The following is a 24,314-nucleotide window of genomic DNA, read 5'->3' as shown; positions in this document are numbered from 1 at the left end:
GGCATGTCTAAGCGCTTGCTCAGATCAAAGGTACCGGCGAGTATCCACAGCCGTCCAGACCGGACGGTCCGTAATGCTCGTCACTCCGCAGGTCGCTCCGCCGGGGTCATCGCGCGCCCGCCGCCTCGAACGCCCCCCGCGCCATCCGGTGCAGCAGCGCGGCCGTCGTCGCGCGCCCCGGGAGCGAGCCCGGGCGGGCCAGGTGCGGGGTGGAGTTGAGCAGGCCGAACACCGAGTGGACGGCCGAGCGGGCGGCCGGTTCGGCCAGCTCCGGGTAGAGCCGGCGCACCACCTCCACCCACAGCTCGACGTACTGCCGCTGGAGCTGGCGGACCAGCTTGCGGTCGGTGTCCCGGAGGCGGTCCAGCTCCCGGTCGTGCAGGGTGATGAGGGGGCGGTCGTCGAGCGCGAAGTCGATGTGCCCCTCGATCAGCGAGTCGAGGACCGCCTCGGGGGCCACGCCGTCGGCCTCCTTCAGGCGCTGCTTCGCGCCGGTCAGCAGCGAGCCGCTGATCCCGACCAGCAGCTCCGCGAGCATCGCGTCCTTGCCCGCGAAGTGCCGGTAGAGCCCGGGTCCGCTGATGCCGACCGCGGCACCTATCTCGTCGACCCCGACACCGTGGAAGCCGCGTTCGGCGAAGAGCCGGGCGGCCTCCTTGAGGATCTGCTCACGGCGGGTGGGGGCGTCGGTTCTGGTGGCCATGAAGACGATTCTAGACAGGGACGTTAGCGCTCGTTAACCTGAAGGAAATGCGTTAACGCTCATTAACAAGGTGAGGGGACCCGCAGGATGCATGAGGCACCGGAGCTTCACAGCGCGGCCGATCCCGCGTCGGAGGCCTTTCGGGCCAACGAGGAGGCGCACCGCGCGCTCGTCGGGGAGCTGCGCGGCAAGCTGGCCGCGGTGGCGCTCGGCGGCGGCGAGCGGGCGCGGGCACGGCACACCGCGCGCGGGAAGCTGCTCCCGCGCGAGCGCGTGGACACGCTCCTCGACCCCGGCTCGCCCTTCCTGGAGCTGGCCCCGCTGGCGGCCGACGGGATGTACGAGGGGCAGGCCCCGGCGGCCGGCGTGATCGCCGGGATCGGGCGGGTGAGCGGCCGGGAGTGCGTGGTCGTGGCCAACGACGCCACCGTCAAGGGCGGCACGTACTACCCGATGACGGTGAAGAAGCACCTGCGCGCGCAGGAGGTGGCCCTCGACAACCGGCTCCCCTGCGTCTACCTGGTGGACTCCGGCGGCGCCTTCCTGCCGATGCAGGACGAGGTGTTCCCGGACCGGGACCACTTCGGGCGGATCTTCTACAACCAGGCCCGGATGTCCGGCGCCGGCATCCCGCAGATCGCGGCGGTGCTCGGCTCCTGCACGGCGGGCGGGGCCTACGTCCCGGCGATGAGCGACGAGGCGGTGATCGTCAGGAACCAGGGCACGATCTTCCTCGGCGGCCCGCCGCTGGTGAAGGCGGCCACCGGTGAGGTGGTCACGGCGGAGGAGCTGGGCGGCGGCGAGGTCCATGCGCGGGTGTCCGGCGTGACCGACCACCTCGCGGAGGACGACGCGCACGCGCTGCGGATCGTGCGGAACATCGTCTCCACGCTCCCCGCGCGGGGAGCCCTGCCCTGGAAGGTGGAGCAGGCGGTCGAGCCCAAGGTGGACCCCGCCGGGCTGTACGGGGCGGTGCCGGTCGACTCGCGCACCCCGTACGACGTCCGGGAGATCATCGCGCGGATCACCGACAGCTCCCGTTTCCAGGAGTTCAAGTCGGAGTTCGGGCAGACCCTGGTCACCGGCTTCGCCCGGATCCACGGCCACCCGGTGGGCATCGTCGCCAACAACGGCATCCTGTTCTCCGAGTCCGCCCAGAAGGGCGCCCACTTCATCGAGCTGTGCGACCAGCGCGGCATCCCGCTGGTGTTCCTGCAGAACATCTCGGGCTTCATGGTGGGCCGGGACTACGAGGCGGGCGGCATCGCCAAGCACGGCGCCAAGATGGTCACCGCGGTCGCCTGCACGCGCGTGCCGAAGCTGACCGTGGTGGTCGGCGGGTCGTACGGGGCGGGCAACTACTCGATGTGCGGCAGGGCGTACTCCCCCCGCTTCCTGTGGATGTGGCCGGGCGCCAAGATCTCGGTGATGGGCGGCGAGCAGGCGGCCTCCGTCCTCGCGACCGTCAAGCGGGACCAGCTTCAGGCGCGCGGCGAGGAGTGGCCGGCAAAGGACGAGGACGCCTTCAAGGCCCCGATCCGTGCGCAGTACGAGCACCAGGGGAACGCCTACTACGCGACGGCCCGCCTCTGGGACGACGGCGTGATCGACCCGATGGAGACCCGGCAGGTCCTGGGCCTGGCCCTGACCGCGTGCGCCAACGCGCCACTGAGTGACCCTCAGTTCGGCGTCTTCCGGATGTGAGGGGACCCCTGACGATGACTGAGCAGATGTTCGAGACGGTGCTGGTGGCCAACCGGGGGGAGATCGCGGTCCGCGTCATCCGCACGCTGCGGTCCCTGGGCGTGCGCTCGGTGGCGGTGTACTCCGACGCGGACGCCGACGCCCGGCACGTCCGGGAGGCCGACACGGCGGTGCGGATCGGGCCGGCGCCGGCCGCGGAGAGCTATCTGTCGGTGGAGCGGCTGCTGGAGGCGGCCGCCCGCACCGGCGCCCAGGCGGTGCACCCGGGATACGGCTTCCTCGCCGAGAACGCCGGCTTCGCGCGGGCGTGCGAGGCGGCGGGGCTGGTGTTCATCGGACCCCCGGCGGACGCGATCTCCCTCATGGGGGACAAGATCCGCGCGAAGGAGACGGTGCGGGCGGCCGGAGTGCCGGTCGTGCCCGGCTCCAGCGGCAGCGGGCTGACGGACGAGCAGCTCGCGGACGCGGCCCGGGAGATCGGCGTGCCGGTGCTGCTGAAGCCGTCGGCGGGCGGCGGCGGCAAGGGCATGCGGCTGGTGCGGGACGTCTCGGTGCTGGCCGACGAGATCGCCGCCGCGCGGCGCGAGGCCCGCGCGTCCTTCGGGGACGACACGCTGCTGGTCGAGCGGTGGATCGACCGCCCCCGGCACATCGAGATCCAGGTCCTGGCCGACGGCCACGGGGGCGTGGTCCATCTGGGTGAGCGCGAGTGCTCCCTCCAGCGCCGCCACCAGAAGATCATCGAGGAGGCGCCCAGTGTGCTCCTCGACGAGGAGACCCGGGCGGCGATGGGTGAGGCGGCCGTCCAGGCGGCCCGCTCCTGCGGCTACCGGGGCGCGGGCACGGTGGAGTTCATCGTCCCGGGCGACGACCCGTCGTCGTACTACTTCATGGAGATGAACACCCGCCTCCAGGTGGAGCACCCGGTCACCGAGCTGATCACGGGGCTCGACCTGGTGGAGTGGCAGCTGCGGGTGGCGGCGGGCGAGCCGCTGCCGTTCGGGCAGGACGACATCCGGCTCACCGGCCACGCGGTCGAGGCCCGTATCTGCGCGGAGGACCCGGCGCGCGGCTTCCTCCCCTCCGGCGGCACGGTGCTCGGGCTGCGCGAGCCGCAGGGCGACGGGGTGCGTACCGACTCCGGGCTGAGCGAGGGCACGGAGGTCGGCAGCCTCTACGACCCGATGCTGTCCAAGGTGATCGCGTACGGCCCCGACCGCGCGACCGCGCTGCGCAGGCTCCGCGCGGCGCTGGCGGAGACGGTGACGCTGGGCGTGCAGACCAACGCGGGGTTCCTGCGGCGGCTGCTGGCCCATCCGGCGGTGGTCTCGGGGGAGCTGGACACGGGGCTGGTCGAGCGCGACGTGGCCGGGCTCGTGGCGGACGAGGTGCCGGCGGCGGCGTACGCGGCGGCGGCACTGCTGCGCCAGGCCTCCCTCCGTCGGAGCGCCGACGGATCCGGCTGGGCCGACCCGTTCGCCGCCGCCGACGGCTGGCGGATGGGCGGCGAGCGGGCGTGGACGGTGCACCACCTGCGGGTGCCGGGCCACGACCCGGTGACCGTGCGCGTGCGCGGCACGGCGGACGGCGGGACGGAACTGCTGCTGCCGGGCGCCGGCACCCCGGTGCGGGGGTCCGCGGGCCCGGTGGACGGGCACCGGCTCACCTGCACGCTCGACGGCGTCGCCCACACCTTCGCCGCCCTGCCGGACGGCACCTGGCTGGGCCGGGACGGCGACGCCTGGCACGTGCGCGACCACGACCCGGTCGCCGCGTCCCTCACCCGGGCGGGTCAGGCGGGCGCCGACTCGCTGACCGCGCCGATGCCGGGCACGGTGACGGTGGTGAAGGTCGCCGTCGGCGACGAGGTGAGCGCGGGCCAGAGCCTGCTGGTGGTGGAGGCGATGAAGATGGAGCACGTCATCTCCGCCCCGCACGCCGGCACGGTGACCGAGCTGGACGTGTCCCCGGGCACGACGGTCGCCATGGACCAGGTGCTGGCCGTGATCGCCCCCGTGGAGGAGGAGACGGAATGAACGCCTCGGAACTGGGCCTGCCCATGGCCGTACCGGCCGAGGGGCTGCCCGCGCGGGTGCGGATCCACGAGGTGGGCGCACGCGACGGCCTGCAGAACGAGAAGGCGACCGTCCCGACGGCCGTCAAGGCGGAGTTCGTCCGCCGCCTGGCCGGTACCGGTCTGACCACGATCGAGGCGACCAGCTTCGTCCACCCGACCTGGGTGCCCCAGCTGGCGGACGCCGAGGAGCTGTACCCGGCGGTGTCCGATCTGCCGGTGTCGCTGCCGGTCCTGGTGCCGAACGAGCGCGGCCTGGACCGCGCGCTGGCGCTGGGCGCCCGGCGGGTGGCGGTGTTCGCCAGCGCCACGGAGTCCTTCGCCAAGGCCAACCTCAACCGCACGGTGGACGAGTCGCTGGCCATGTTCGAGCCGGTGGTGCGGCGGGCGAAGGCGCAGGACGTGCACGTCCGCGGCTATCTCTCGATGTGCTTCGGGGATCCGTGGGAGGGCGCGGTCCCCCTCGCCCAGGTGGTGCGGGTGTGCCGGGCCCTGCTGGACATGGGCTGCGACGAGCTGAGCCTGGGCGACACCATCGGCGTGGCGACCCCGGGCCATGTGACGGCCCTGCTCACCGCGCTCGGCGAGGCGGACGTCCCGGTGTCCGCGCTGGCCGTGCACTTCCACGACACCTACGGCCAGGCGCTGTCCAACACGCTGGCCGCGCTCCAGCGGGGCGTCGCCACGGTCGACGCGTCCGCCGGCGGACTGGGCGGCTGCCCGTACGCGAAGTCCGCCACCGGCAATCTCGCCACCGAAGACCTCGTGTGGATGCTGCAGGGTCTCGGCATCGACACCGGGGTCGACCTCGGCCGTCTCGTCGCCACAAGCGTCTGGATGGCCGCCCACCTGGGCCGACCCAGCCCGTCCCGCACCGTACGAGCCCTCTCCCACCAGGAGCAGTGAACGACCATGGACCACAAGCTCTCCCCCGAACTGGAAGAACTCCGCCGTACGGTCGAGGAGTTCGCGCACGACGTGGTGGCGCCGAAGATCGGTGACTTCTACGAGCGGCACGAGTTCCCGTACGAGATCGTGCGGGAGATGGGCCGCATGGGCCTGTTCGGCCTGCCGTTCCCGGAGGAGTACGGCGGCATGGGCGGCGACTACTTCGCGCTCGGCGTCGCCCTGGAGGAACTGGCCCGGGTGGACTCCTCGGTGGCCATCACCCTGGAGGCGGGCGTCTCGCTCGGCGCGATGCCGCTGCACCTCTTCGGCACCGAGGAGCAGAAGCGCCAGTGGCTGCCCCGTCTCTGCTCCGGCGAGATGCTGGGCGCGTTCGGTCTGACGGAGCCGGACGGCGGCAGCGACGCGGGCGCGACCCGTACGACGGCCCGGCTGGACGAGTCGGCGAACGAGTGGGTGATCAACGGCACCAAGTGCTTCATCACCAACTCGGGCACGGACATCACGGGCCTGGTCACGGTGACCGCGGTCACCGGGCGCAAGCCGGACGGCAAGCCGCTGATCTCGTCGATCATCGTCCCGTCCGGCACGCCGGGCTTCACGGTGGCGGCGCCGTACTCGAAGGTCGGCTGGAACGCCTCGGACACGCGTGAGCTGTCCTTCCAGGACGTGCGGGTCCCGGCCGCCAACCTCCTGGGCGAGGAGGGCCGCGGCTACGCCCAGTTCCTGCGGATCCTGGACGAGGGCCGCATCGCCATCGCGGCGCTGGGCACGGGTCTTGCGCAGGGCTGTGTGGACGAGTCGGTGAAGTACGCCAAGGAGCGGCACGCCTTCGGGCGTCCGATCGGCGCCAACCAGGCGATCCAGTTCAAGATCGCCGACATGGAGATGAAGGCGCACACGGCCCGTCTCGCGTGGCGGGACGCGGCGAGCCGTCTGGTGGCGGGCGAGCCGTTCAAGAAGGAGGCGGCGCTGGCGAAGCTGTACTCCTCCACGGTCGCGGTGGACAACGCCCGTGAGGCCACCCAGATCCACGGCGGCTACGGTTTCATGAACGAGTACCCGGTGGCCCGTATGTGGCGCGACTCGAAGATCCTGGAGATCGGCGAGGGCACGAGCGAGGTGCAGCGCATGCTGATCGCCCGCGAGTTGGGACTGGCGGGCTGAACGCCCGCGCCGGTCCGCGCCGTCGGGGCGCGGACCGGTGTGCCGCCGCGCTCATCCGTCGACGAGGACGAACAGCACCGTCAGGGCGGCGAAGGGCGTCAGCACCAGTGCCGAGCTGACGGTCCAGTAGCGGCGGCCCGCCACCCCCGCCCCCGGGCGCGCGAGGCCGCCGAGGGGAAGCCACAGGGCCAGGAACACCGCCCATGCGCCGCCGAGGATCACCGCCCAGGGGAGCACGCCGTCATTGTCGGTGGGCTCTCGGGAGGTCAGTCCCAGTGCCGCCAGCGGGTAGTTCGACAGGAACATCATCGACAGCCAGAGCGGCACGACGGCCACGATGCCGAGGATCAGGTTGACGGCCACGGACGGGCCCCAGCGTCGGACCGCGTCCATGGTGCGCCCCCTTGCGTGAAGGTGATCACGGTACAGGGTCGCAATCCGGCGGTCCGTGAGGGGATGCACACCGGGCACCCCCTGGACAGATCATGAGGTTAGGCTAACCTAAGCCTCATTCAGCCAAGGCCGGCTCCGCACGCACGAAAGCAGACCCACCCATGTCGAACGCCAGAACCGCCCGCTTCTCCCGTCGGGGACTGCTCGCCGCCGGCGGCGCCCTCGGACTCGGCGCCGTGCTCGCCGCCTGCGGGGACGAGGACGCGAAGAGCGGCGGCTCGAAGGGCGGTGGCGACGCCACGTCCGGTCCGTGGTCCTTCAAGGACGACCGGGGCACCACGGTGAAGCTCGACAAGAAGCCGGCGAACATCGTGGCGTTCACCGGTGTGGCCGCCGCGCTGTACGACTACGGCGTCCAGGTCAAGGGCGTCTTCGGTCCGACGGAGACCAAGGACGGCAAGGCCGATGTCCAGGCCGGCGACATGGACATCAGCAAGGTGACCATCCTCGGCAACGTCTGGGACCAGTTCAACGTCGAGAAGTACGCGACGCTCGCGCCGGACGTCCTGATCTCCACGATGTTCGACGACGCCGGCACCCTCTGGTACGTCCCCGAGGCGTCCAAGGACAAGATCGCCAAGCTCGCCCCGAGCGTCGGCATCTCCGTGTACGACCGTCAGCTCACCGCCCCGCTGCAGCGGATGTGGGAGCTGGCCGAGTCCCTCGGCGGCGACATGAAGGCGGCCAAGGCCACCGAGGCCAAGAAGCGGTTCGAGGAGGCCTCGGAGCGGCTGCGCAAAGCCGTCAAGGCCAACCCCGGCATCAAGGTGATGGCCGGTTCCGCGAGCCCGGAGCTGTTCTACGTCTCCGGCACCAACCTCTCGGTGGACCTGGAGTACTTCAAGGCTCTCGGCGTGAACTTCGTCGAGCCGCCCGAGGAGGCCAAGAGCCAGGGCGGCGGCTGGTTCGAGAGCCTCAGCTGGGAGAACGTCGACAAGTACAAGGCCGACATCATCATGATGGACGACCGCTCCTCGGCCATCCAGCCCGCGGACATCACCGAGGGGACCTGGAAGAAGCTCCCCGCGGTCAAGGCCGGCCAGGTCATCCCGCGTTCCGCCGAGCCGATCCTGTCCTACGACAAGTGCGCCCCGCTGGTGGAGAACCTGGCCGAGGCCATCGAGAAGGCCAAGAAGGTCGGCTGACCGTCCCCGACAGCACCCTCCCGTCCCGGAGCCGTACGTGACCACCGCCGTAGCCGCCCCGTTCCGTTTCTTCGCCCTTCAGGTCGTGACGACGAGGCGGCTCGGCCCTTCCCTGGTCCGGGTCACCTTCGCCGGTCCCGAGCTGCGCCACTTCCGCTCCGACGGACGCGACCAGTCCCTGTCGCTGTTCCTGCCGCACCCGGGACAGGACGCGCCCGTCGTCCCTCTTGAGCTCGGCGACGGCTGGTGGCAGGGCTGGCGCGAACTGCCCGACGACGTGCGGGCGGTGATGCGCTCGTACACGCTGCGGGGACTTCGCGCGGACGCCGAGGGGCGCACCACCGAGATCGACATCGACTTCGTCCTGCACGGTGTTTCCGAGGAGGCCGGCGTCCTTGCCGAGGCGGGCCCGGCCTCCCGGTGGGCCGCCCGCGCCGCCGCCGGTGACCGGGTGCTGCTGCTCGGCCCGGCGATCGCCGACAACCGCGCCATCCGCTTCCGTCCGCCCGAGGACACCGACCTGGTGCTGCTCTGGGCCGACGAGACGGCCCTGCCCGCCACCGCCGCCGTCCTGGAGGCCCTCCCGGCCGGCACCAGGGTCCGGGTGTGGCTGGAGGTGCCGCACGCCGGGGACGTCCAGGACCTGGCGACCGACGCCGACGCGGAGATCACCTGGTTCGTCCGGGAGCGGTCCGCCGCACCGGGCCGGGACTCCCCCATGGCACTGGACGAGCTGCGCGCCGTCGAACTTCCCACCGCCCGGCGGCCGTACGTCTGGATCGCCGGAGAGGCGGGCCGGGTGAAGCAGTTGCGGCGGCACTTCGTCGGCGAGCGCGGCATCGACCGCCGGCGAGTGACGTTCGTGGGCTACTGGCGCCGCGGGCTGACGGAGGAGCAGCTGCGCGACGAGGCGTAAACCCTGGCCCGGCACCACAGTTGACGCCTGATCACTCCCGATGCAGGAGTGATCACAGTCACGACCGAGACCCCCGTTACTTAGGTTAGGCTGACCTAAGTAACGCACCGCGGAACCCGCTCTCCGCACCGGACCGTCCCCACCGGAGGACCCCCACATGCGCTCGCACCTGCTCAACGACACCACCGCGGAGCACTACCGACGCTCCGTGACCCAAGGAGTCGAGCGGGTGGCCGCCAAACTCGCCACCACCGAGCGGCCGTTCACCGGCATCACGGTCGACGCCCTCGCCCCGCGCATCGACGCGATCGACCTGGACCGGCCGCTGCACGACACCACCGCGGTGCTGGACGAACTGGAGGACGTCTACCTCCGGGACGCGGTCTACTTCCACCACCCCCGCTACCTCGCCCACCTCAACTGCCCGGTCGTCATCCCGGCCGTGCTCGGCGAGGCGGTCCTCTCCGCCGTCAACTCCTCCCTGGACACCTGGGACCAGTCGGCCGGCGGCACCCTCATCGAGCGGAAACTCATCGACTGGACGACCGGCCGCATCGGCCTCGGCCCGGCCGCCGACGGCGTGTTCACCTCCGGCGGCACCCAGTCCAACCTCCAGGCGCTGCTGCTGGCCCGCGAGGAGGCCAAGACCGACGACCTGGCGCGACTGCGCGTCTTCGCCTCCGAGGTCAGCCACTTCAGCGTGCAGAAGTCCGCGAAACTGCTCGGCCTCGGCCCGGACGCCGTGGTGCCCATACCCGTCGACCACGACAAGCGGATGCAGACCGTCGCCCTCGCCCACGAGCTGGCGCGCGCCGCCGAGGCGGGCCTGGTCCCCATGGCCGTCGTCGCCACCGCCGGCACCACCGACTTCGGCTCCATCGACCCGCTGCCCGGGATCGCCCGGCTGTGCGAGCAGTACGGCACCTGGATGCACGTCGACGCCGCCTACGGCTGCGGACTGCTCGCCTCGCTGAAGCACCGGGACCGGATCGACGGCATCGAACGCGCCGACTCCGTCACCGTCGACTACCACAAGTCCTTCTTCCAGCCCGTCAGTTCCTCGGCCCTGCTGGTCCGCGACGCGGCGACGCTGCGGCACGCCACCTACCACGCCGAGTACCTCAACCCGCGGCGCATGGTGACCGAGCGCATCCCCAACCAGGTGGACAAGTCCCTGCAGACCACGCGCCGCTTCGACGCCCTGAAGCTGTGGATGACGCTGCGCGTGATGGGCGCCGACGGCATCGGCCGGCTCTTCGACGAGGTGTGCGACCTGGCCGCGGAGGGCTGGAAGCTGCTGGCCGCCGACCCCCGCTTCGACGTGGTGGTCGAGCCGAGCCTGTCCACCCTGGTCTTCCGCTGCATCCCGGCCGCCGTCACCGACCCCGCGGAGATCGACCGGGCCAACCTCTACGCCCGCAAGGCCCTGTTCGCCTCCGGTGACGCGGTGGTCGCGGGCACCAAGGTGGCGGGTCGCCACTACCTGAAGTTCACCCTGCTGAACCCCGAGACCACGACGGCCGACATCACCGCCGTCCTCGACCTGATCGCCGGCCACGCCGAGCAGTACCTGGGAGAGTCCCTTGACCGCGCTTCCTGAAGCCCCGGAAACCACCTACGACTTCGTGGGGATCGGACTGGGCCCCTTCAACCTCGGCCTGGCCTGCCTCACCGAGCCCATCGACGAACTGACCGGCGTCTTCCTGGAGTCCAAGCCGGACTTCGCCTGGCACGCCGGGATGTTCCTCGACGGCGCCCACCTGCAGACCCCGTTCATGTCGGACCTGGTCACCCTCGCCGACCCGACCTCCCCGTACTCCTTCCTCAACTACCTGAAGGAGAAGGGACGGCTGTACTCGTTCTACATACGGGAGAACTTCTACCCGCTGCGAGTGGAGTACGACGACTACTGCCGCTGGGCCGCGGAGAAGCTGAGCAGCATCCGCTTCGGCACCACGGTCACCGAGGTGACGTACGACGAGGGCGCCGGGCTGTACACCGTGGCGACCGAGGCCGGCGGGACGTACCGCGCCCGGCACCTGGTGCTCGGCACCGGCACCGTGCCGTATCTGCCGGAGCCGTGCCGCGGGCTGGACGGGGACCTCTTCCACAACGCGCAGTACATGCACCGCAAGGCGGAGCTGGCGCGGAAGAAGTCGGTCACGGTCGTCGGCAGCGGGCAGAGCGCCGCCGAGATCTACTACGAGCTGCTCTCCGAGATCGACGTCCACGGCTATCAGCTGAACTGGGTCACGCGCTCCCCGCGGTTCTTCCCGCTGGAGTACACCAAGTTGACGCTGGAGATGACCTCCCCGGACTACATCGACTACTTCCGCGCGCTGCCCGAGGACACCCGCTACCGGCTGGAGAAGCAGCAGAAGGGCCTGTTCAAGGGCATCAACTCGGAGCTGATCGACGCGATCTTCGACCTGCTGTACCAGAAGAACGTCGAGAGCGGCGGCCGCGGCGTCCCCACCCGGCTGCTCACCAACTCCTCGCTCACCGCCGCCCGGTACGAGGACGGCGGCTACACGCTCGGCTTCCACCAGGACGAGCAGGACAAGGACTTCGAGATCCGCACCGAGGGCCTGGTGCTGGCCACCGGCTACCACTACGAGCCCCCGGCCTTTCTCGACCCGGTGCGCGACCGGATCCGCTTCGACGGACACGGCCGTTTCGACGTCGCCCGCAACTACGCGATCGACGTCACCGGCCGCGGCATCTTCCTGCAGAACGCCGGCGTCCACACCCACAGCATCACCAGCCCGGACCTGGGCATGGGCCCGTACCGGAACGCGTCCATCATCCGTGAGCTGCTCGGCACCGAGTACTACCCGGTCGAGAAGACCGTCGCGTTCCAGGAGTTCGCGGTATGAGCAGCATGGACAACACGGACATCGGCACCTTCACCGTCCGCCCCCTGGACCCGCTCGACGACGCCGAGCTGCTGCACCGCTGGGTCACCCACCCCAAGGCGGCGTTCTGGATGATGCAGGACGCGAAGCTCCAGGACGTCGAACGCGAGTACATGCGCATCGCCGCGCACGAGCACCACCACGCCTTCCTGGGCCTGCACGACGGCGAACCGGCCTTCCTGATGGAGCAGTACGACCCCCGGTACGTCGAGCTGACCGGCCTGTACGACCCCGAGCCCGGCGACGTCGGCATGCACTTCCTGGTCGCGCCGACCGACCGGCCGATCCACGGCTTCACCCGGGCCGTCATCACCGCCGTGATGGGGGAGCTGTTCGCCGACCCGGACACCCGGCGGGTGGTGGTCGAGCCGGATGTGAGCAACAAGGCCGTGCACGCGCTCAACGAGGCCGTGGGCTTCGTGCCCGAGCGGGAGATCGACAAGCCGGAGAAGCGCGCGCTGCTGAGTTTCTGCACACGCGCGCAGTTCGAGGCCGCCCGAGGAGTGACCGTATGACCCTGTCCGACGCCGTGGCGCATCTGTCCCCCCACCGCTGGGCGCGGGCCAACCGCCTGCTGATCCGCAAGGCACTCGCCGAGTTCGCCCACGAGCGGCTCATCACACCGGAGGCCACCGGCGACGGTGTGTACGTCGTCCGCAGCGACGACGGCCTGACCCGGTACACCTTCACGGCGACGCGCCGCGCCCTGGACCACTGGGTGATCGACGCCGACTCGATCACCCGCCACCGGGACGACGCCGAACTCGACCTCGCGGCTCTGGACTTCTTCATCGAACTGCAGAAGTCCCTGGGCCTGAGCGACGAGATCCTGCCGGTGTACCTGGAGGAGATCTCCTCCACCCTCTCCGGCACCTGCTACAAGCTCACCAAGCCTCAGGTCCCCGTCGCGGAGCTGGCCGACGCCGGCTTCCAGGCGGTCGAGACCGGTATGATCGAGGGGCACCCCTGCTTCGTCGCCAACAACGGACGGCTCGGCTTCGGCGTCCACGAGTACCGGTCCTACGCGCCGGAGACGGCGAACCCGGTCCGGCTGGTGTGGCTGGCCGCGCACCGCTCGCGCGCCGCGTTCACGGCGGGCGTCGGCATCGAGTACGAGTCGTTCGTCCGCCAGGAGCTGGGCGAGGAGACCGTCGAGGGCTTCCACGCCGTCCTGCGCGCACAGGACCTGGACCCCGCCGACTACCTGCTGATCCCCGTCCACCCCTGGCAGTGGTGGAACAAGCTGTCCGTCACCTTCGCCGCCGAGGTCGCCCGCCGGCACCTGGTCTGCCTGGGCGAGGGCGACGACGAGTACCTCGCCCAGCAGTCCATCCGCACCTTCTTCAACCGGTCGCACCCGGAGAAGCACTACGTGAAGACGGCGCTGTCCGTCCTCAACATGGGCTTCATGCGCGGGCTGTCCGCCGCCTACATGGAGGCGACCCCGGCGATCAACGACTGGCTGGCCCGCCTGATCGACAACGACCCGGTGCTGCGGGCGACGGGACTGTCGATCATCCGGGAGCGGGCCGCCGTGGGCTACCGGCACCTGGAGTACGAGCAGGCCACGGACCGCCACTCGCCGTACCGCAAGATGCTGGCCGCGCTCTGGCGGGAGAGTCCGGTGCCGTCCCTCGAGGACGGCGAGTCCCTCGCCACCATGGCCTCGCTCGTCCACGTCGACCACGAGGGGAAGTCCTTCGCGGGGGCGCTGATCGCACGCTCGGGCCTCGACCCGGCCGAGTGGCTGCGCCGCTACCTGCGCGCCTACTACGTCCCGCTGCTGCACAGCTTCTACGCCTACGACCTGGTGTACATGCCGCACGGGGAGAACGTGATCCTGGTGCTGGCGGACGGGGTGGTGCAGCGCGCGATCTACAAGGACATCGCCGAGGAGATCGCGGTGATGGACCCGGACGCGGTGCTGCCGCCGGAGGTCTCCCGCATCCGGGTCGAGGTCCCGGACGACACCAGACTCCTGTCGGTCTTCACGGACGTCTTCGACTGCTTCTTCCGCTTCCTCGCCGCGAACCTCGCCGAGGAGGGGATCCTCGACGAGGACGCCTTCTGGCGCACGGTCGCGGAGGTCACCCGCGCGTACCAGGCGTCGGTGCCGGAACTCGCCGACAAGTTCGCCCGGTACGACATGTTCGTCCCCGAGTTCGCCCTGTCCTGCCTCAACCGTCTCCAGCTCCGCAACAACAGGCAGATGGTCGACCTGGCGGACCCGTCCGGCGCCCTCCAGCTGATCGGCACCCTGAAGAACCCCCTCGCGGCCTTCTGACGCCCCGAACGGACGAGCGCCCCGGAGTACGGTCCTCCGGGGCGCTCGTCAGCATGCGCGGGTCAGGGGCTCACGACCACGGCACCTGCGGCGACCTGTAGTAGCCCATGCCCAGCGCCTCCCAGCGCGGGGCCTGCGCGGCGAGCCGTTGCCGGTAGTCCTCCCAGTCGTGGGTGGCCGCCGGGGACCAGCCGAGTTCGGCGATGCCGGGCAGGCGCGGGAAGGCCATGTACTCCAGGTGGCCGGGCTCGGACAGTGTCTCCGTCCACAGCGGCGCCTCGACGCCGCGCACCGCGGACTCCGGGACACCCGGCAGATACGCCCCCGGGTCCCAGTCGTAGGACCGCTGCACCTCGACGTATCCGGCCCAGGACAGCCCGAGCGGTGTGTTCTTGTCGTACTTCATGTCGAGATACGCCCGGTCGGCCGGGGAGAGGATCAGCCCGGTGCCGTTCCGCGCGGCCTCGGCGACCTGCTCCTTCTCCTCACCGCTCGTGCGGTCCAGGCCCCAGTACTGGGCGAGCGCCCCCTTCGCCGGGTCCGCCGCGGTCAGCTGGTGCCAGCCGATCACGGTCTTGCCGTACTGGGCGACGATCGGCTGCACCCGCTTCATGAACGCCACGAAGTCCTCGTGCGGGGTGGAGTGCGCCTCGTCACCGCCGATGTGGAGGTAGCGGCCGGGCGTGAGGGCGGCGATCTCGCGCACCACGTCGTCGACGAAGTCGTACGTGATCTCCTTGCCGACGCACAGCGAGCTGAAGCCGACCTCGGTCCCGGTGTAGAGCGGGGGCGCCACGCCGTCGCAGTTCAGGTCGGCGTAGGAGGCGAGGGCCGCGTTGGTGTGGCCCGGCATGTCGATCTCGGGGATCACCTCGAGGTGACGGGAGGCGGCGTGGCGGACGATCTCCCGGTAGTCGTCCTTGGTGTAGAAGCCGCCGGGGCCGCCGCCGACCTCGGTGAAGCCGCCGTAGGTGGCCAGCCGCGGCCAGGAGTCGACGGCGATGCGCCAGCCCTGGTCGTCGCTGAGGTGCAGATGCAGTTTGTTGATCTTGTACAGGACGATCTGGTCGATGTAGCGCTTGACCTCGTCGACGGAGAAGAAGTGCCGGGAGACGTCGAGCATGGCGCCGCGCCAGCCGAAGCGCGGGGTGTCGGTGACGGTGCCGCCCGCCACCAGCCAGGGTCCGGGCTGTTCGGTGTCCTTCTCGACGGCCGCGGGGAGCAGCTGACGCAGGGTCTGCACGCCGTGGAAGAGCCCGGCCGGCCCGGCGGCGGTGAGGGTGACGCCCGAGCGGCCGCTGTGCAGCCGGTAGCCCTCGCTGCCGTAGGGGCCCTCGGCGATCCGCAGGTGGATGCCGGCCTTGCCGTGGTCGCTGACCGGCAGCGGGTAGCCGGTGGAGGGCCGCAGCACCTGCGCGAGGTACTCGCCGACGCGGCGGGCCTCGCGGGAGCCGTCGACCCGGATCCGGGTGCTCCCGGTGATGCGGTACGGCGCGCCGCCCGGCGCCACCGAGACGGGCGCCGGGATCACCCGGTCCAGCGGGACGGGGGTCGTGCCCCGGGCGGGCCGGTCGTTCTGCGCGGGGGCCGCTCCCACCATGACGGCCCCGGCCGCCACGACCAGCAGCAGGGATCCGAGCAGTCGGGTGGTACGGGGAGTCGTTCCGTGGTGCCGTCGTTGCCGTCTCACACGCGCTCCCTTCTCAACCTCGTGGCTCCGCGGGTGGAGCCGTGACTCAACTCCGGGGCTCCGCAAGGGAAGCCGGACAGGGTATAGACCACTCTCCCGCAGATCCGGTGAAACAATCACCCCATGGCGGAAATCATCCAGAAGGACGGTACGTGGACGTTCGACGGGGAGGCCCTGCGACTGACTCCCGGACGGGACAAGAACGTCGGTCTGCTGCGCAGGACCCTGGGTGAACTGGTGCTGCCCCTGCACGCGTTGGCGGGGATATCGTTCGAGCAGGGCAAGAAGGCGGGGCGGCTCAGGCTGCGGCTGCGGGACGGCGCCGACCCGCTGCTGCACGCGTCCGGCGGCCGGCTCACCGAGCCGCACGACCCCTACCAGCTGATCGTCGACTCCGACCGTTACGGCGTCGCCGAGTACTTCACGGAGGAGGTCCGCACCGCCCTGCTGCTGGACCAGGTCCCCTCCGACCCGGTCACCGAGTATCTGCTGCCCGGTCCGCCGGTGCCGCTGTCGGTGTCCGCCGGGGACGGGACGGTGAGCTTCGACGGCGAGCGGATCCGGCTGGAGTGGAACTGGAAGACGGAGGACGCCAAGGCCGCCGCCGGCACCCGCACCCTCGCGGTGACGGACCTGACGGGCGTGGAGTGGCAGCCGGCCGCCGGTCTGGAGAACGGACATCTGCGGTTCCTCGTGCGGAACGCCCCCACCAAGGCCCCGGCCAAGTACGACCCCAACTCGGTGGAGCTGTGGGGTTTCAAGAAGGACCCCCTGATGGCGCTCGTCGCCGCCGCCGTCCAGGCCCGTCTGCCGCATCCCGCGGCGCCCGCCGACGACCGGCCGCGGGAGCCCGAGGCCGACCGGCAGCCGGCGCCCACCACGGCCGAGGACGACCACGACGCCCTGCTGCGCCGGCTGCGGGAGCTGGGCGAGCTGCACCGGTCAGGGGTGCTCACCGACGAGGAGTTCACCCTCGCCAAACAGGCGATCCTCAAGCGCATGTAACGTCCACCCACGGCCGCCTGCCCGATATCGGGCACGATTCTTGCGAAACCGCCTCCGGTACTTCAGGATCATCGGGTGCACGACGAACTTGTTGATCACTTGACGCGGTCCACGCCCCTCAGCCGGGGCGAGGCGCTGCGTGTGGTCCAGGACGTGCTCGCCTACTTCGACGAGACGACCGAGGAGTACGTCCGTCGTCGCCACCGCGAGCTCCAGGCCCAGGGCCTGGTGAACGCGACGATCTTCGAACGGATCGAGGCGGACCTCAGATACCGAGCGGTGGCACCACCGGAGCTCTCGCTCCGGCAGCTGCGCCGCATCGTCTACGGCTAGGAACCTACGTACATGTGCGGAATCGTCGGATACATCGGCAGGCGTGAGGTCGCTCCCCTGCTGCTCGAGGGCCTGCAGCGCCTGGAGTACCGCGGCTACGACTCGGCGGGCATCGTCGTCACGTCCCCGAAGACGGCCGGCCTGAAGATGGTCAAGGCCAAGGGCCGGGTGCGCGACCTGGAGGCGAAGGTCCCGGCGCGCTTCAAGGGCACCACCGGCATAGCCCACACCCGCTGGGCCACCCACGGCGCCCCCTCCGACGTGAACGCCCACCCGCACCTGGACGCCGAGGGCAAGGTCGCCGTCGTCCACAACGGCATCATCGACAACGCCGCCGACCTGCGCCGCAAGCTGGAGGCCGACGGCGTCGAGTTCCTCTCCGAGACGGACACCGAGGTCCTCGTCCACCTGATCGCCCGCTCGACGGCCGAGAAGCTGGAGGACAAGGTCCGCGAGACCGTGCGCCTCATCGAGGGCACCTACGGCATCGCCGTGCTGCACGCCGACTTCCCGGACCGCATCGTCGTCGCCCGCAACGGCTCCCCGGTCGTCCTCGGCATCGGCGAGAAGGAGATGTTCGTCGCCTCCGACATCGCCGCGCTGGTCGCCCACACCCGGCAGATCGTGACGCTGGACGACGGCGAGATGGCGACGCTGAAGGCCGACGACTTCCGCACCTACACCACGGAGGGCACGCGCACCACCGCCGAGCCCACCACCGTGGAGTGGGAGGCCGCCTCCTACGACATGGGCGGCCACGACACGTACATGCACAAGGAGATCCACGAGCAGGCCGAGGCCGTGGACCGCGTGCTGCGCGGCCGGATCGACGACCGCTTCTCCACCGTGCACCTCGGCGGCCTCAACCTGGACGCCCGTGAGGCGCGCCGGATCCGCCGGGTGAAGATCCTCGGCTGCGGCACCTCGTACCACGCCGGCATGATCGGCGCGCAGATGATCGAGGAGCTGGCCCGCATCCCCGCCGACGCCGAGCCGGCCTCCGAGTTCCGCTACCGCAACGCGGTCGTGGACCCCGACACCCTGTACATCGCGGTCTCCCAGTCCGGTGAGACGTACGACGTACTGGCCGCCGTGCAGGAGCTGAAGCGCAAGGGCGCGCGGGTGCTGGGCGTGGTCAACGTCGTCGGCTCCGCGATCGCCCGCGAGGCGGACGGCGGCGTCTACGTGCACGCCGGCCCCGAGGTGTGCGTGGTGTCCACCAAGTGCTTCACCAACACCACGGTCGCCTTCGCCCTGCTCGCCCTGCACCTGGGCCGCACCCGTGACCTGTCGGTGCGCGACGGCAAGCGGATCATCGAGGGCCTGCGCCGCCTCCCCGCCCAGATCGCCGAGATCATGGAGCAGGAGGAGGAGATCAAGAAGCTGGCCCTGGAGTACGCCGAGGCCCGCTCGATGCTCTTCATCGGCCGCGTCCGGGGCTACCCGGTGGCCCGTGAGGCCTCCCTGAAGCTCAAGGAGGTCTCGTACATCCACGCCGAGGCCTACCCGGCCTCCGAGCTCAAGCACGGTCCGCTGGCCCTGATCGAGCCGGCCCTCCCCACGGTCGCGATCGTCCCGGACGACGACCTGCTGGAGAAGAACCGCGCGGCCATGGAGGAGATCAAGGCCCGCAGCGGCCGGATCGTCGCGGTCGCCCACCAGGAGCAGGAGAAGGCCGACCACACGCTGGTCGTCCCCAAGAACGAGGACGAGCTGGACCCCATCCTGATGGGCATCCCCCTCCAACTCCTCGCCTACCACACGGCCCTGGCCCTCGGCCGGGACATCGACAAGCCCCGCAACCTCGCCAAGTCGGTGACGGTGGAGTAGGACACGCAAAGGGGCGCGGGGAACTGCGCGACAAGCCCCCACTCACTCGCACAGGCCGGCGAAACGGAACGGGCCCCCACATGTTGCCAGTCAACACGCGGGGGCCCGTTCCCAACTCACGGAATGACCACGACCGGCCGCTGCGCCCGCTTCGCCAACCTCCCGGCGACGGACCCGAAAAGCCGCCCCACGAGCCCGTGGGTGGAACCCACGACAATCGCGTCGGCTTCGTACTCCCGCCCCACCTCTTCGAGTTCATGGCAGATGTCCCCGCCACGCTCGACCAGGATCCACGGCACCTCGGCCAGATAGTCCGCACAGGCGAGCTCGAGTCCGAGCACCTCCGTGCGGTGGTCCGGGACGTCGACGAAGACAGGGGGCTCGCAGCCCGCCCACACCGTGGTGGGCAGCCGGTTGGCGACGTGGACGATGATCAGGCCCGAGCCGAAGCGCCGCGCCATGCCGATGGCGTAGGCGAGGGCCCGCTCGCTGGAGGTGGAGCCGTCGAAACCGACCACCACGCCGTGCCGGAACGCGGGGTCGCAGGGATGACGTGACTCCTCCGCCGCCAGGGGTTCGGCCGCCGTGGGATCGGCGACCGGCCGCTTGCGGTCCGCGGGTTCGAAGAATTCATGACCGGCCATGGCTGTCTCGGGGTGGTGATCCTTCTATGGGGACGACAGTGTGCGGCGGAGCTGTGTCCGGGAATGGTCTTCCCAACCCCATACCCCCAAGGGTACGGCGGCACGCCTCCTGAGCCCAGACCCGGCGCGTACCGGCAGGCGGGTTCCCCGGAGCATGCACGAGGGGCCGCCCGTCACGCAACGGTTGCTGCCCTGTACAGGTGGTTTGCGCGGGATTCACCGGACGGCAGGGGTGGGGCCTTCCGGGTCGTCCGCCCCGGGCTCGCAGTGACCGAGGGGCCGGCCGTGCGTTGAACCCCGTGAGCCACGCCACAGGGAGCACCTCATGTCCGGACCGGGTCCCACCCCCGAGCGGGACCGTTCGGCACCGCCCTCCCGGGACCCGGTGACCGACGTGGTCCGCTGGGCGGCGTTCAGCTGTCTGCTCGTCCCGGTGATCCTGGTGTGGTGCGGCTCCTCGCTCGCGGGGGCCGCCGGTGCCGCGTTCGGCCTGGCGGCCGTCACCGGCGTCTGCCGGCTGCTGATGCGCCGTTCCCAGCGGCTCGCCGCACGGCCGCCGCACGACGGCGGGGATACACCGGTCGGTTGACCGGTTTCCGCGCCCCGGCCCGTATCTTTTCAGCCAACTTCCGGCCGGTGTGCTTCCCCTGCCGTGACCACCCCCCAATCCCCGTTCGACCTGCACGGAAAGGGTCCAGCGGGCCCTGCGCACCCTACGGGGATTGGCCACTGCGACAAGGCGCACTTCCCTGCACGCCCCACGAGTGCAACCCTTCGTGATCGAATGCTTCACGCCAAGTTGCCAAGTCGACAATGTGCCGGGTGACGAACTGGCCACCCGCGCGCAACGGGACACAGTAGATTCGATCTTGACGTCGTACGGCGGGGGACTCGTGCAGGACCGAGGGGAAACGTGCAGGAGCGACACAACCGAGGAGCCGCGACCACCGAGGGGGGCTTAGCAGTATGAGCCACGACTCCACTGCCGCGCCGGAGACCGCGGCCCGGAAACTCTCCGGGCGACGCCGCAAGGAGATCGTCGCGGTGCTGCTGTTCAGCGGCGGCCCCATCTTCGAGAGTTCCATACCGCTGTCGGTGTTCGGGGTTGACCGCCAGGACGCCGGCGTACCGCGCTACCGCCTGCTGGTGTGCGGAGGCGAGGACGGCCCGCTGCGGACCACAGGGGGCCTGGAACTCACCGCACCACATGGCCTGGAGGCCATATCCCGGGCGGGCACCGTCGTCGTGCCGGCCTGGCGTTCGATCACCTCCCCGCCACCGGAGGAGGCGCTCGACGCACTGCGCCGGGCCCATGAGGAGGGCGCCCGCATCGTCGGACTGTGCACCGGCGCCTTCGTGCTCGCGGCGGCGGGACTGCTGGACGGCCGGCCCGCGACCACGCACTGGATGTACGCGCCGACGCTGGCCAAACGCTATCCGTCGGTGCACGTCGACCCGCGGGAACTCTTCGTGGACGACGGCGACGTGCTGACCTCGGCCGGCACCGCGGCCGGGATCGACCTGTGCCTGCACATCGTGCGCACGGACCACGGCAACGAGGCGGCCGGCGCGCTCGCCCGGCGCCTGGTGGTCCCGCCGCGCCGCAGCGGCGGTCAGGAGCGCTACCTCGACCGGTCTTTACCGGAGGAGATCGGCGCCGACCCGCTCGCGGAGGTCGTCGCCTGGGCGCTGGAGCACCTCCACGAACAGTTCGACGTGGAGACGCTGGCGGCACGCGCGTACATGAGCCGTCGTACGTTCGACCGCCGGTTCCGCTCGCTGACCGGCAGTGCGCCGCTGCAGTGGCTGATCACGCAGCGGGTGCTCCAGGCGCAGCGCCTGCTGGAGACGTCGGACTACTCGGTGGACGAGGTCGCCGGCCGTTGCGGCTTCCGCTCGCCGGTCGCCCTGCGCGGCCACTTCCGGCGCCAGCTGGGCTCGTCCCCGGCCGCCTACCGGGCCGCGTACCGCGCGCGGCGCCCGCAGGCCGACCGGAACCAGGACGGCGACACCGCTCCGGCCACGCAGGGGACCATCCCGTCCGGCCCGCCGGGGCACCCGGGCCACTCGATGCCGCCCGCGCTGCACCCGGACACCCCGCTGCCGCACCAGTCCCGCCGCACGGCGGCGGCCGGAGCGCTGGGCCCGTCCCTGACGGCCTCGGCACCGGGCGTACCGGGGCAGCGCAGCGGGCACTGAGGTGACACCCGCACTCGACGGGCCGGGCCCGGCTCCCGGCCCGTCGGCATGCCCGGGCCCTGTGATGTTCACAGCGACACCGTCGGTACGACCATCGGGGTCCGCACGGCCTACCGGGCCGTAAGGTTAGACATATGAACGATCGCATGGTGTGGATCGACTGCGAGATGACCGGCCTCTCGCTGTCGGACGACGCGCTCATCGAAGTGGCCGCCCTCGTCACCGACTCCGAGCTGAACGTGCTCGGCGAGGGCGTGGACATCGTCATCCGCCCGCCGGAGCGGGCCCTGGAGACGATGCCGGAGGTGGTGCGCGAGATGCACACCGCGTCCGGGCTGCTCGCCGAGCTGGAGGGCGGCACGACGCTCGAGGACGCCGAGCAGCGGGTCCTCGACTATGTGCGCGAGCACGTCAAGGAGCCGGGCAAGGCCCCCCTGTGCGGCAACTCCGTCGGCACCGACCGTGGCTTCCTGCTGCGGGACATGCCGACCCTGGAGGACTACCTGCACTACCGCATCGTGGACGTGTCCAGCGTCAAGGAACTGGCCCGCCGCTGGTACCCGAGGGCGTACTTCAACAGCCCGGAGAAGAACGGCAACCACCGGGCCCTCGCCGACATCCGCGAGTCCATCGCGGAACTGCGCTACTACCGCGAGGCCGTGTTCGTACCGCAGCCGGGGCCCGACTCGGAGACCGCGAAGAAGATCGCCGCCAAGCACGTCCTGCCTGCTGAGTAGGGGCGCCGAGGGGGCCGGGAAGGCCCCCGGGGAAAGGCGTGCGCGAGCACCCCTTCGGAGCATGTACACTTTTTCTCGGCCGGTCGGGGAAGTCACTGACCTCAACCGACAAGGCCATGGTGGGTGTAGCTCAGCTGGTAGAGCACCTGGTTGTGGTCCAGGAAGTCGCGGGTTCAAGTCCCGTCACTCACCCTCACCAGTCAGCCGGTGACCTCGCACGGAGGTCACCGGCTGAACTCTTTCCCGAAAGCCCGAAAGCCCGAAAGCCCGAAAGCCGCGAAGCCGCGGCCGGCGCGCGGGACCGGGCCGGTCCCGCGCGGTGTCACGACGAGGCGCGGGTCACCAGCTCCGTGGCCAGCACCATCTGGCGCCGGTCCAGGCCCCGTGAGACGGACGGGCGGCGGTCGGCGACCTCGGCGAGAAGGAGGTCGATCATCGCGCGGCCCATCTCCTCGATCGGCTGGCGCACGCTGGTCAGCGGCGGTTCCATGTGGCGGGCGATGGCGGAGTCGTCGTAGCCGACCAGCGCCACGTCGTCGGGGATGCGGCGGCCCGCCTCACGCAGGGCCTGACGGGCACCCGCCGCGGTGACGTCGGAGGCGGCGAAGACGGCGTCCAGGTCGGGACGGCGCTCCAGCAGGGCCGCCATCGCGCGCCGGCCGCCGTCCTCGGAGAAGTCACCCGGCTCGATCAGCAGGTCGTCCGCCTCGTGGCCGGCGTCCCGCAGGGCGTCGCGGTAGCCGTCTATACGCCGCTGGGCACCGTAGACGTCGAGGCGGCCGGTGATGTGGGCGATGGTGCGCCGACCGCGGCCGATGAGGTGCTCGACGGCCTGCCGGGCGCCGCCGTAGTTGTCGGAGTCCACCGAGGTGAGCGTCTCCCCGGCCGAACGGGGACCGCTGATCACCGCCGGGATCTCCAGCTGGGACAGCATGTCGGGCAGCGGGTCGTCGGCGTGCACGGAGACCAGCAGGACGCCGTCCACGCGGTGGGCGGCGAGGTACTGGGCGAGCCGCTGCCGCTCCCGGTCACTGCCCGCGAAGATCAGCAGCAGCTGCATCTCGGTGTCGGAGAGCGCCGCGCCGACACCCCGGAGCATGTCGGAGAAGTAGGGCTCGGAGAAGAACCGGGTCTCCGGCTCGGGAACGACCAGGGCGATGGCGTCCGTGCGGTTGGCGGCCAGCGCGCGGGCTGCCGTGTTGGGGACGTACCCCAGCTCGGCGACCGCCGCCTCCACGGCGGCGCGTGTGGCGTCGCTCACCCGGGGCGATCCGTTGATCACCCGGGAGACGGTGCCGCGGCCGACACCGGCGCGCGCGGCCACCTCTTCGAGGGTGGGCCGGCCGCCGCTGCGGCCCCGCGCTCCGTGGCTTGCCATCGGCTCCGCCTTCCTTCGTGTGTCACGCTGGCCTGGAATGTAACAGCCCCTTCAGTGGCGTTGACCACCGCCAGGAGGACAGCGGGCGGACTCCGTGATTCCGTAAGGCGTGACCCCGGCGGCAAGTTAACAGGCAGATAACTGAACGCACTTTGCCGCGTCTGTTCCCTTGACACCCCCGCCCGGAGCCGGGACTCTTCAACACATCACATGTGGGAGCGCTCCCACAGT

21 protein-coding genes and 1 tRNA gene are annotated in these 24,314 nt (G+C 70.9%); 17 read left to right on the top strand and 5 right to left on the bottom strand.

Annotated elements, in window-relative coordinates; all coding sequences use genetic code 11:
* Positions 1-106: 106 nt before the first annotated feature.
* Positions 107-703, bottom strand: a complete 597-nt coding sequence (locus ACZ44S_RS32495) for an SACE_7040 family transcriptional regulator (protein ID WP_466935527.1) — start codon at positions 701-703, stop codon at positions 107-109.
* A gap of 87 nt (positions 704-790) precedes the next feature.
* On the opposite strand from ACZ44S_RS32495, the gene ACZ44S_RS32490 reads away from it, so the two are divergent.
* The 4 genes from ACZ44S_RS32490 to ACZ44S_RS32475 are packed head-to-tail and all read left to right on the top strand — an operon-like array spanning position 791 to position 6,554.
* Positions 791-2,407 carry a carboxyl transferase domain-containing protein gene (locus ACZ44S_RS32490; RefSeq protein ID WP_466935525.1) on the top strand — a complete coding sequence of 539 codons (1,617 nt, stop codon included), beginning with the start codon at positions 791-793 and terminating at the stop codon, positions 2,405-2,407.
* A gap of 26 nt (positions 2,408-2,433) precedes the next feature.
* Complete coding sequence (locus ACZ44S_RS32485; protein WP_466935676.1) at positions 2,434-4,443, top strand: acetyl/propionyl/methylcrotonyl-CoA carboxylase subunit alpha; 2,010 nt, start codon at positions 2,434-2,436, stop codon at positions 4,441-4,443.
* The gene (locus ACZ44S_RS32480) at positions 4,440-5,387 is read left to right on the top strand and encodes a hydroxymethylglutaryl-CoA lyase (protein WP_466935522.1); all 948 of its coding nucleotides are present in this window, start codon (positions 4,440-4,442) and stop codon (positions 5,385-5,387) included. The genes ACZ44S_RS32485 and ACZ44S_RS32480 overlap by 4 nt, the downstream gene beginning before the upstream one ends.
* A gap of 6 nt (positions 5,388-5,393) precedes the next feature.
* Positions 5,394-6,554: an acyl-CoA dehydrogenase family protein gene (locus tag ACZ44S_RS32475; RefSeq protein WP_466935520.1), complete on the top strand. Its 1,161-nt coding sequence runs from the start codon at positions 5,394-5,396 to the stop codon at positions 6,552-6,554.
* A 51-nt stretch (positions 6,555-6,605) separates the two neighbouring features.
* Here ACZ44S_RS32475 and ACZ44S_RS32470 read toward each other — a convergent pair whose 3' ends face one another.
* Positions 6,606-6,947, bottom strand: coding sequence for a hypothetical protein (locus tag ACZ44S_RS32470; RefSeq protein WP_466935517.1), 342 nt, complete (start codon positions 6,945-6,947; stop codon positions 6,606-6,608).
* Positions 6,948-7,108: 161 nt separating this feature from the next.
* Here ACZ44S_RS32470 and ACZ44S_RS32465 point away from each other — a divergent pair, with 161 nt between their 5' ends.
* The 6 genes from ACZ44S_RS32465 (at position 7,109) to ACZ44S_RS32440 (ending at position 14,267) form a co-directional block, all read left to right on the top strand.
* Positions 7,109-8,152 carry an ABC transporter substrate-binding protein gene (locus tag ACZ44S_RS32465; protein ID WP_466935515.1) on the top strand — a complete coding sequence of 348 codons (1,044 nt, stop codon included), beginning with the start codon at positions 7,109-7,111 and terminating at the stop codon, positions 8,150-8,152.
* Positions 8,153-8,189: 37 nt separating this feature from the next.
* Entirely contained in the window at positions 8,190-9,068 is an 879-nt protein-coding gene (locus ACZ44S_RS32460) for a siderophore-interacting protein (RefSeq protein ID WP_466935512.1), read from the top strand.
* Between the two features lie 157 nt (positions 9,069-9,225).
* A complete protein-coding gene (gene desA / locus ACZ44S_RS32455) occupies positions 9,226-10,668 on the top strand; it encodes a lysine decarboxylase DesA (RefSeq protein ID WP_466935509.1) in 1,443 nt (480 codons plus the stop codon).
* Positions 10,652-11,944, top strand: coding sequence for a lysine N(6)-hydroxylase/L-ornithine N(5)-oxygenase family protein (locus ACZ44S_RS32450; protein ID WP_466935507.1), 1,293 nt, complete (start codon positions 10,652-10,654; stop codon positions 11,942-11,944). The genes desA and ACZ44S_RS32450 overlap by 17 nt, the downstream gene beginning before the upstream one ends.
* Positions 11,945-11,949: 5 nt before the next feature.
* Complete coding sequence (locus ACZ44S_RS32445) at positions 11,950-12,498, top strand: GNAT family N-acetyltransferase (RefSeq protein WP_466935673.1); 549 nt, start codon at positions 11,950-11,952, stop codon at positions 12,496-12,498.
* Entirely contained in the window at positions 12,495-14,267 is a 1,773-nt protein-coding gene (locus ACZ44S_RS32440) for an IucA/IucC family protein (protein ID WP_466935505.1), read from the top strand. The genes ACZ44S_RS32445 and ACZ44S_RS32440 overlap by 4 nt, the downstream gene beginning before the upstream one ends.
* 70 nt (positions 14,268-14,337) lie before the next feature.
* On the opposite strand, the gene ACZ44S_RS32435 is transcribed toward ACZ44S_RS32440, so the two are convergent.
* Positions 14,338-15,957: a beta-N-acetylhexosaminidase gene (locus ACZ44S_RS32435; RefSeq protein ID WP_466935502.1), complete on the bottom strand. Its 1,620-nt coding sequence runs from the start codon at positions 15,955-15,957 to the stop codon at positions 14,338-14,340.
* 123 nt (positions 15,958-16,080) lie between these two features.
* On the opposite strand from ACZ44S_RS32435, the gene ACZ44S_RS32430 reads away from it, so the two are divergent.
* The 3 genes from ACZ44S_RS32430 to glmS all read left to right on the top strand — a co-directional run bounded on the left by ACZ44S_RS32430 (position 16,081) and on the right by glmS (position 19,125).
* Positions 16,081-16,962: a DUF4429 domain-containing protein gene (locus tag ACZ44S_RS32430; RefSeq protein WP_466935499.1), complete on the top strand. Its 882-nt coding sequence runs from the start codon at positions 16,081-16,083 to the stop codon at positions 16,960-16,962.
* Positions 16,963-17,037: 75 nt separating this feature from the next.
* Positions 17,038-17,295 (top strand): hypothetical protein, encoded by a 258-nt coding sequence (locus ACZ44S_RS32425; protein ID WP_030217181.1) that lies wholly within the window; start codon positions 17,038-17,040, stop codon positions 17,293-17,295.
* 12 nt (positions 17,296-17,307) lie between these two features.
* Entirely contained in the window at positions 17,308-19,125 is a 1,818-nt protein-coding gene (gene glmS, locus ACZ44S_RS32420) for a glutamine--fructose-6-phosphate transaminase (isomerizing) (RefSeq protein ID WP_466935496.1), read from the top strand.
* A 116-nt stretch (positions 19,126-19,241) separates the two neighbouring features.
* Here glmS and ACZ44S_RS32415 read toward each other — a convergent pair whose 3' ends face one another.
* Complete coding sequence (locus ACZ44S_RS32415; protein WP_190164273.1) at positions 19,242-19,769, bottom strand: universal stress protein; 528 nt, start codon at positions 19,767-19,769, stop codon at positions 19,242-19,244.
* A 325-nt stretch (positions 19,770-20,094) separates the two neighbouring features.
* Between ACZ44S_RS32415 and ACZ44S_RS32410 the strand changes: the two genes are divergently transcribed.
* The 4 genes from ACZ44S_RS32410 to ACZ44S_RS32395 all read left to right on the top strand — a co-directional run bounded on the left by ACZ44S_RS32410 (position 20,095) and on the right by ACZ44S_RS32395 (position 22,897).
* Positions 20,095-20,358 carry a hypothetical protein gene (locus ACZ44S_RS32410; RefSeq protein ID WP_466935493.1) on the top strand — a complete coding sequence of 88 codons (264 nt, stop codon included), beginning with the start codon at positions 20,095-20,097 and terminating at the stop codon, positions 20,356-20,358.
* A gap of 377 nt (positions 20,359-20,735) precedes the next feature.
* On the top strand, positions 20,736-21,968 hold the full coding sequence (locus ACZ44S_RS32405) for a helix-turn-helix domain-containing protein (RefSeq protein WP_466935491.1): 1,233 nt from the start codon (positions 20,736-20,738) through the stop codon (positions 21,966-21,968).
* Between the two features lie 134 nt (positions 21,969-22,102).
* On the top strand, positions 22,103-22,705 hold the full coding sequence (gene orn / locus ACZ44S_RS32400) for an oligoribonuclease (RefSeq protein ID WP_466935488.1): 603 nt from the start codon (positions 22,103-22,105) through the stop codon (positions 22,703-22,705).
* A gap of 119 nt (positions 22,706-22,824) precedes the next feature.
* A tRNA-His gene (locus tag ACZ44S_RS32395) sits at positions 22,825-22,897 on the top strand.
* Between the two features lie 130 nt (positions 22,898-23,027).
* Here ACZ44S_RS32395 and ACZ44S_RS32390 read toward each other — a convergent pair.
* Positions 23,028-24,083 carry a LacI family DNA-binding transcriptional regulator gene (locus ACZ44S_RS32390; protein ID WP_466935485.1) on the bottom strand — a complete coding sequence of 352 codons (1,056 nt, stop codon included), beginning with the start codon at positions 24,081-24,083 and terminating at the stop codon, positions 23,028-23,030.
* Positions 24,084-24,314 lie beyond the last annotated feature (231 nt).

Source organism: Streptomyces malachitofuscus (assembly GCF_055571035.1).
The sequence above is the reverse complement of the archived record's forward strand: the minus strand, read 5'-3'. Positions and strand labels throughout refer to the sequence as shown.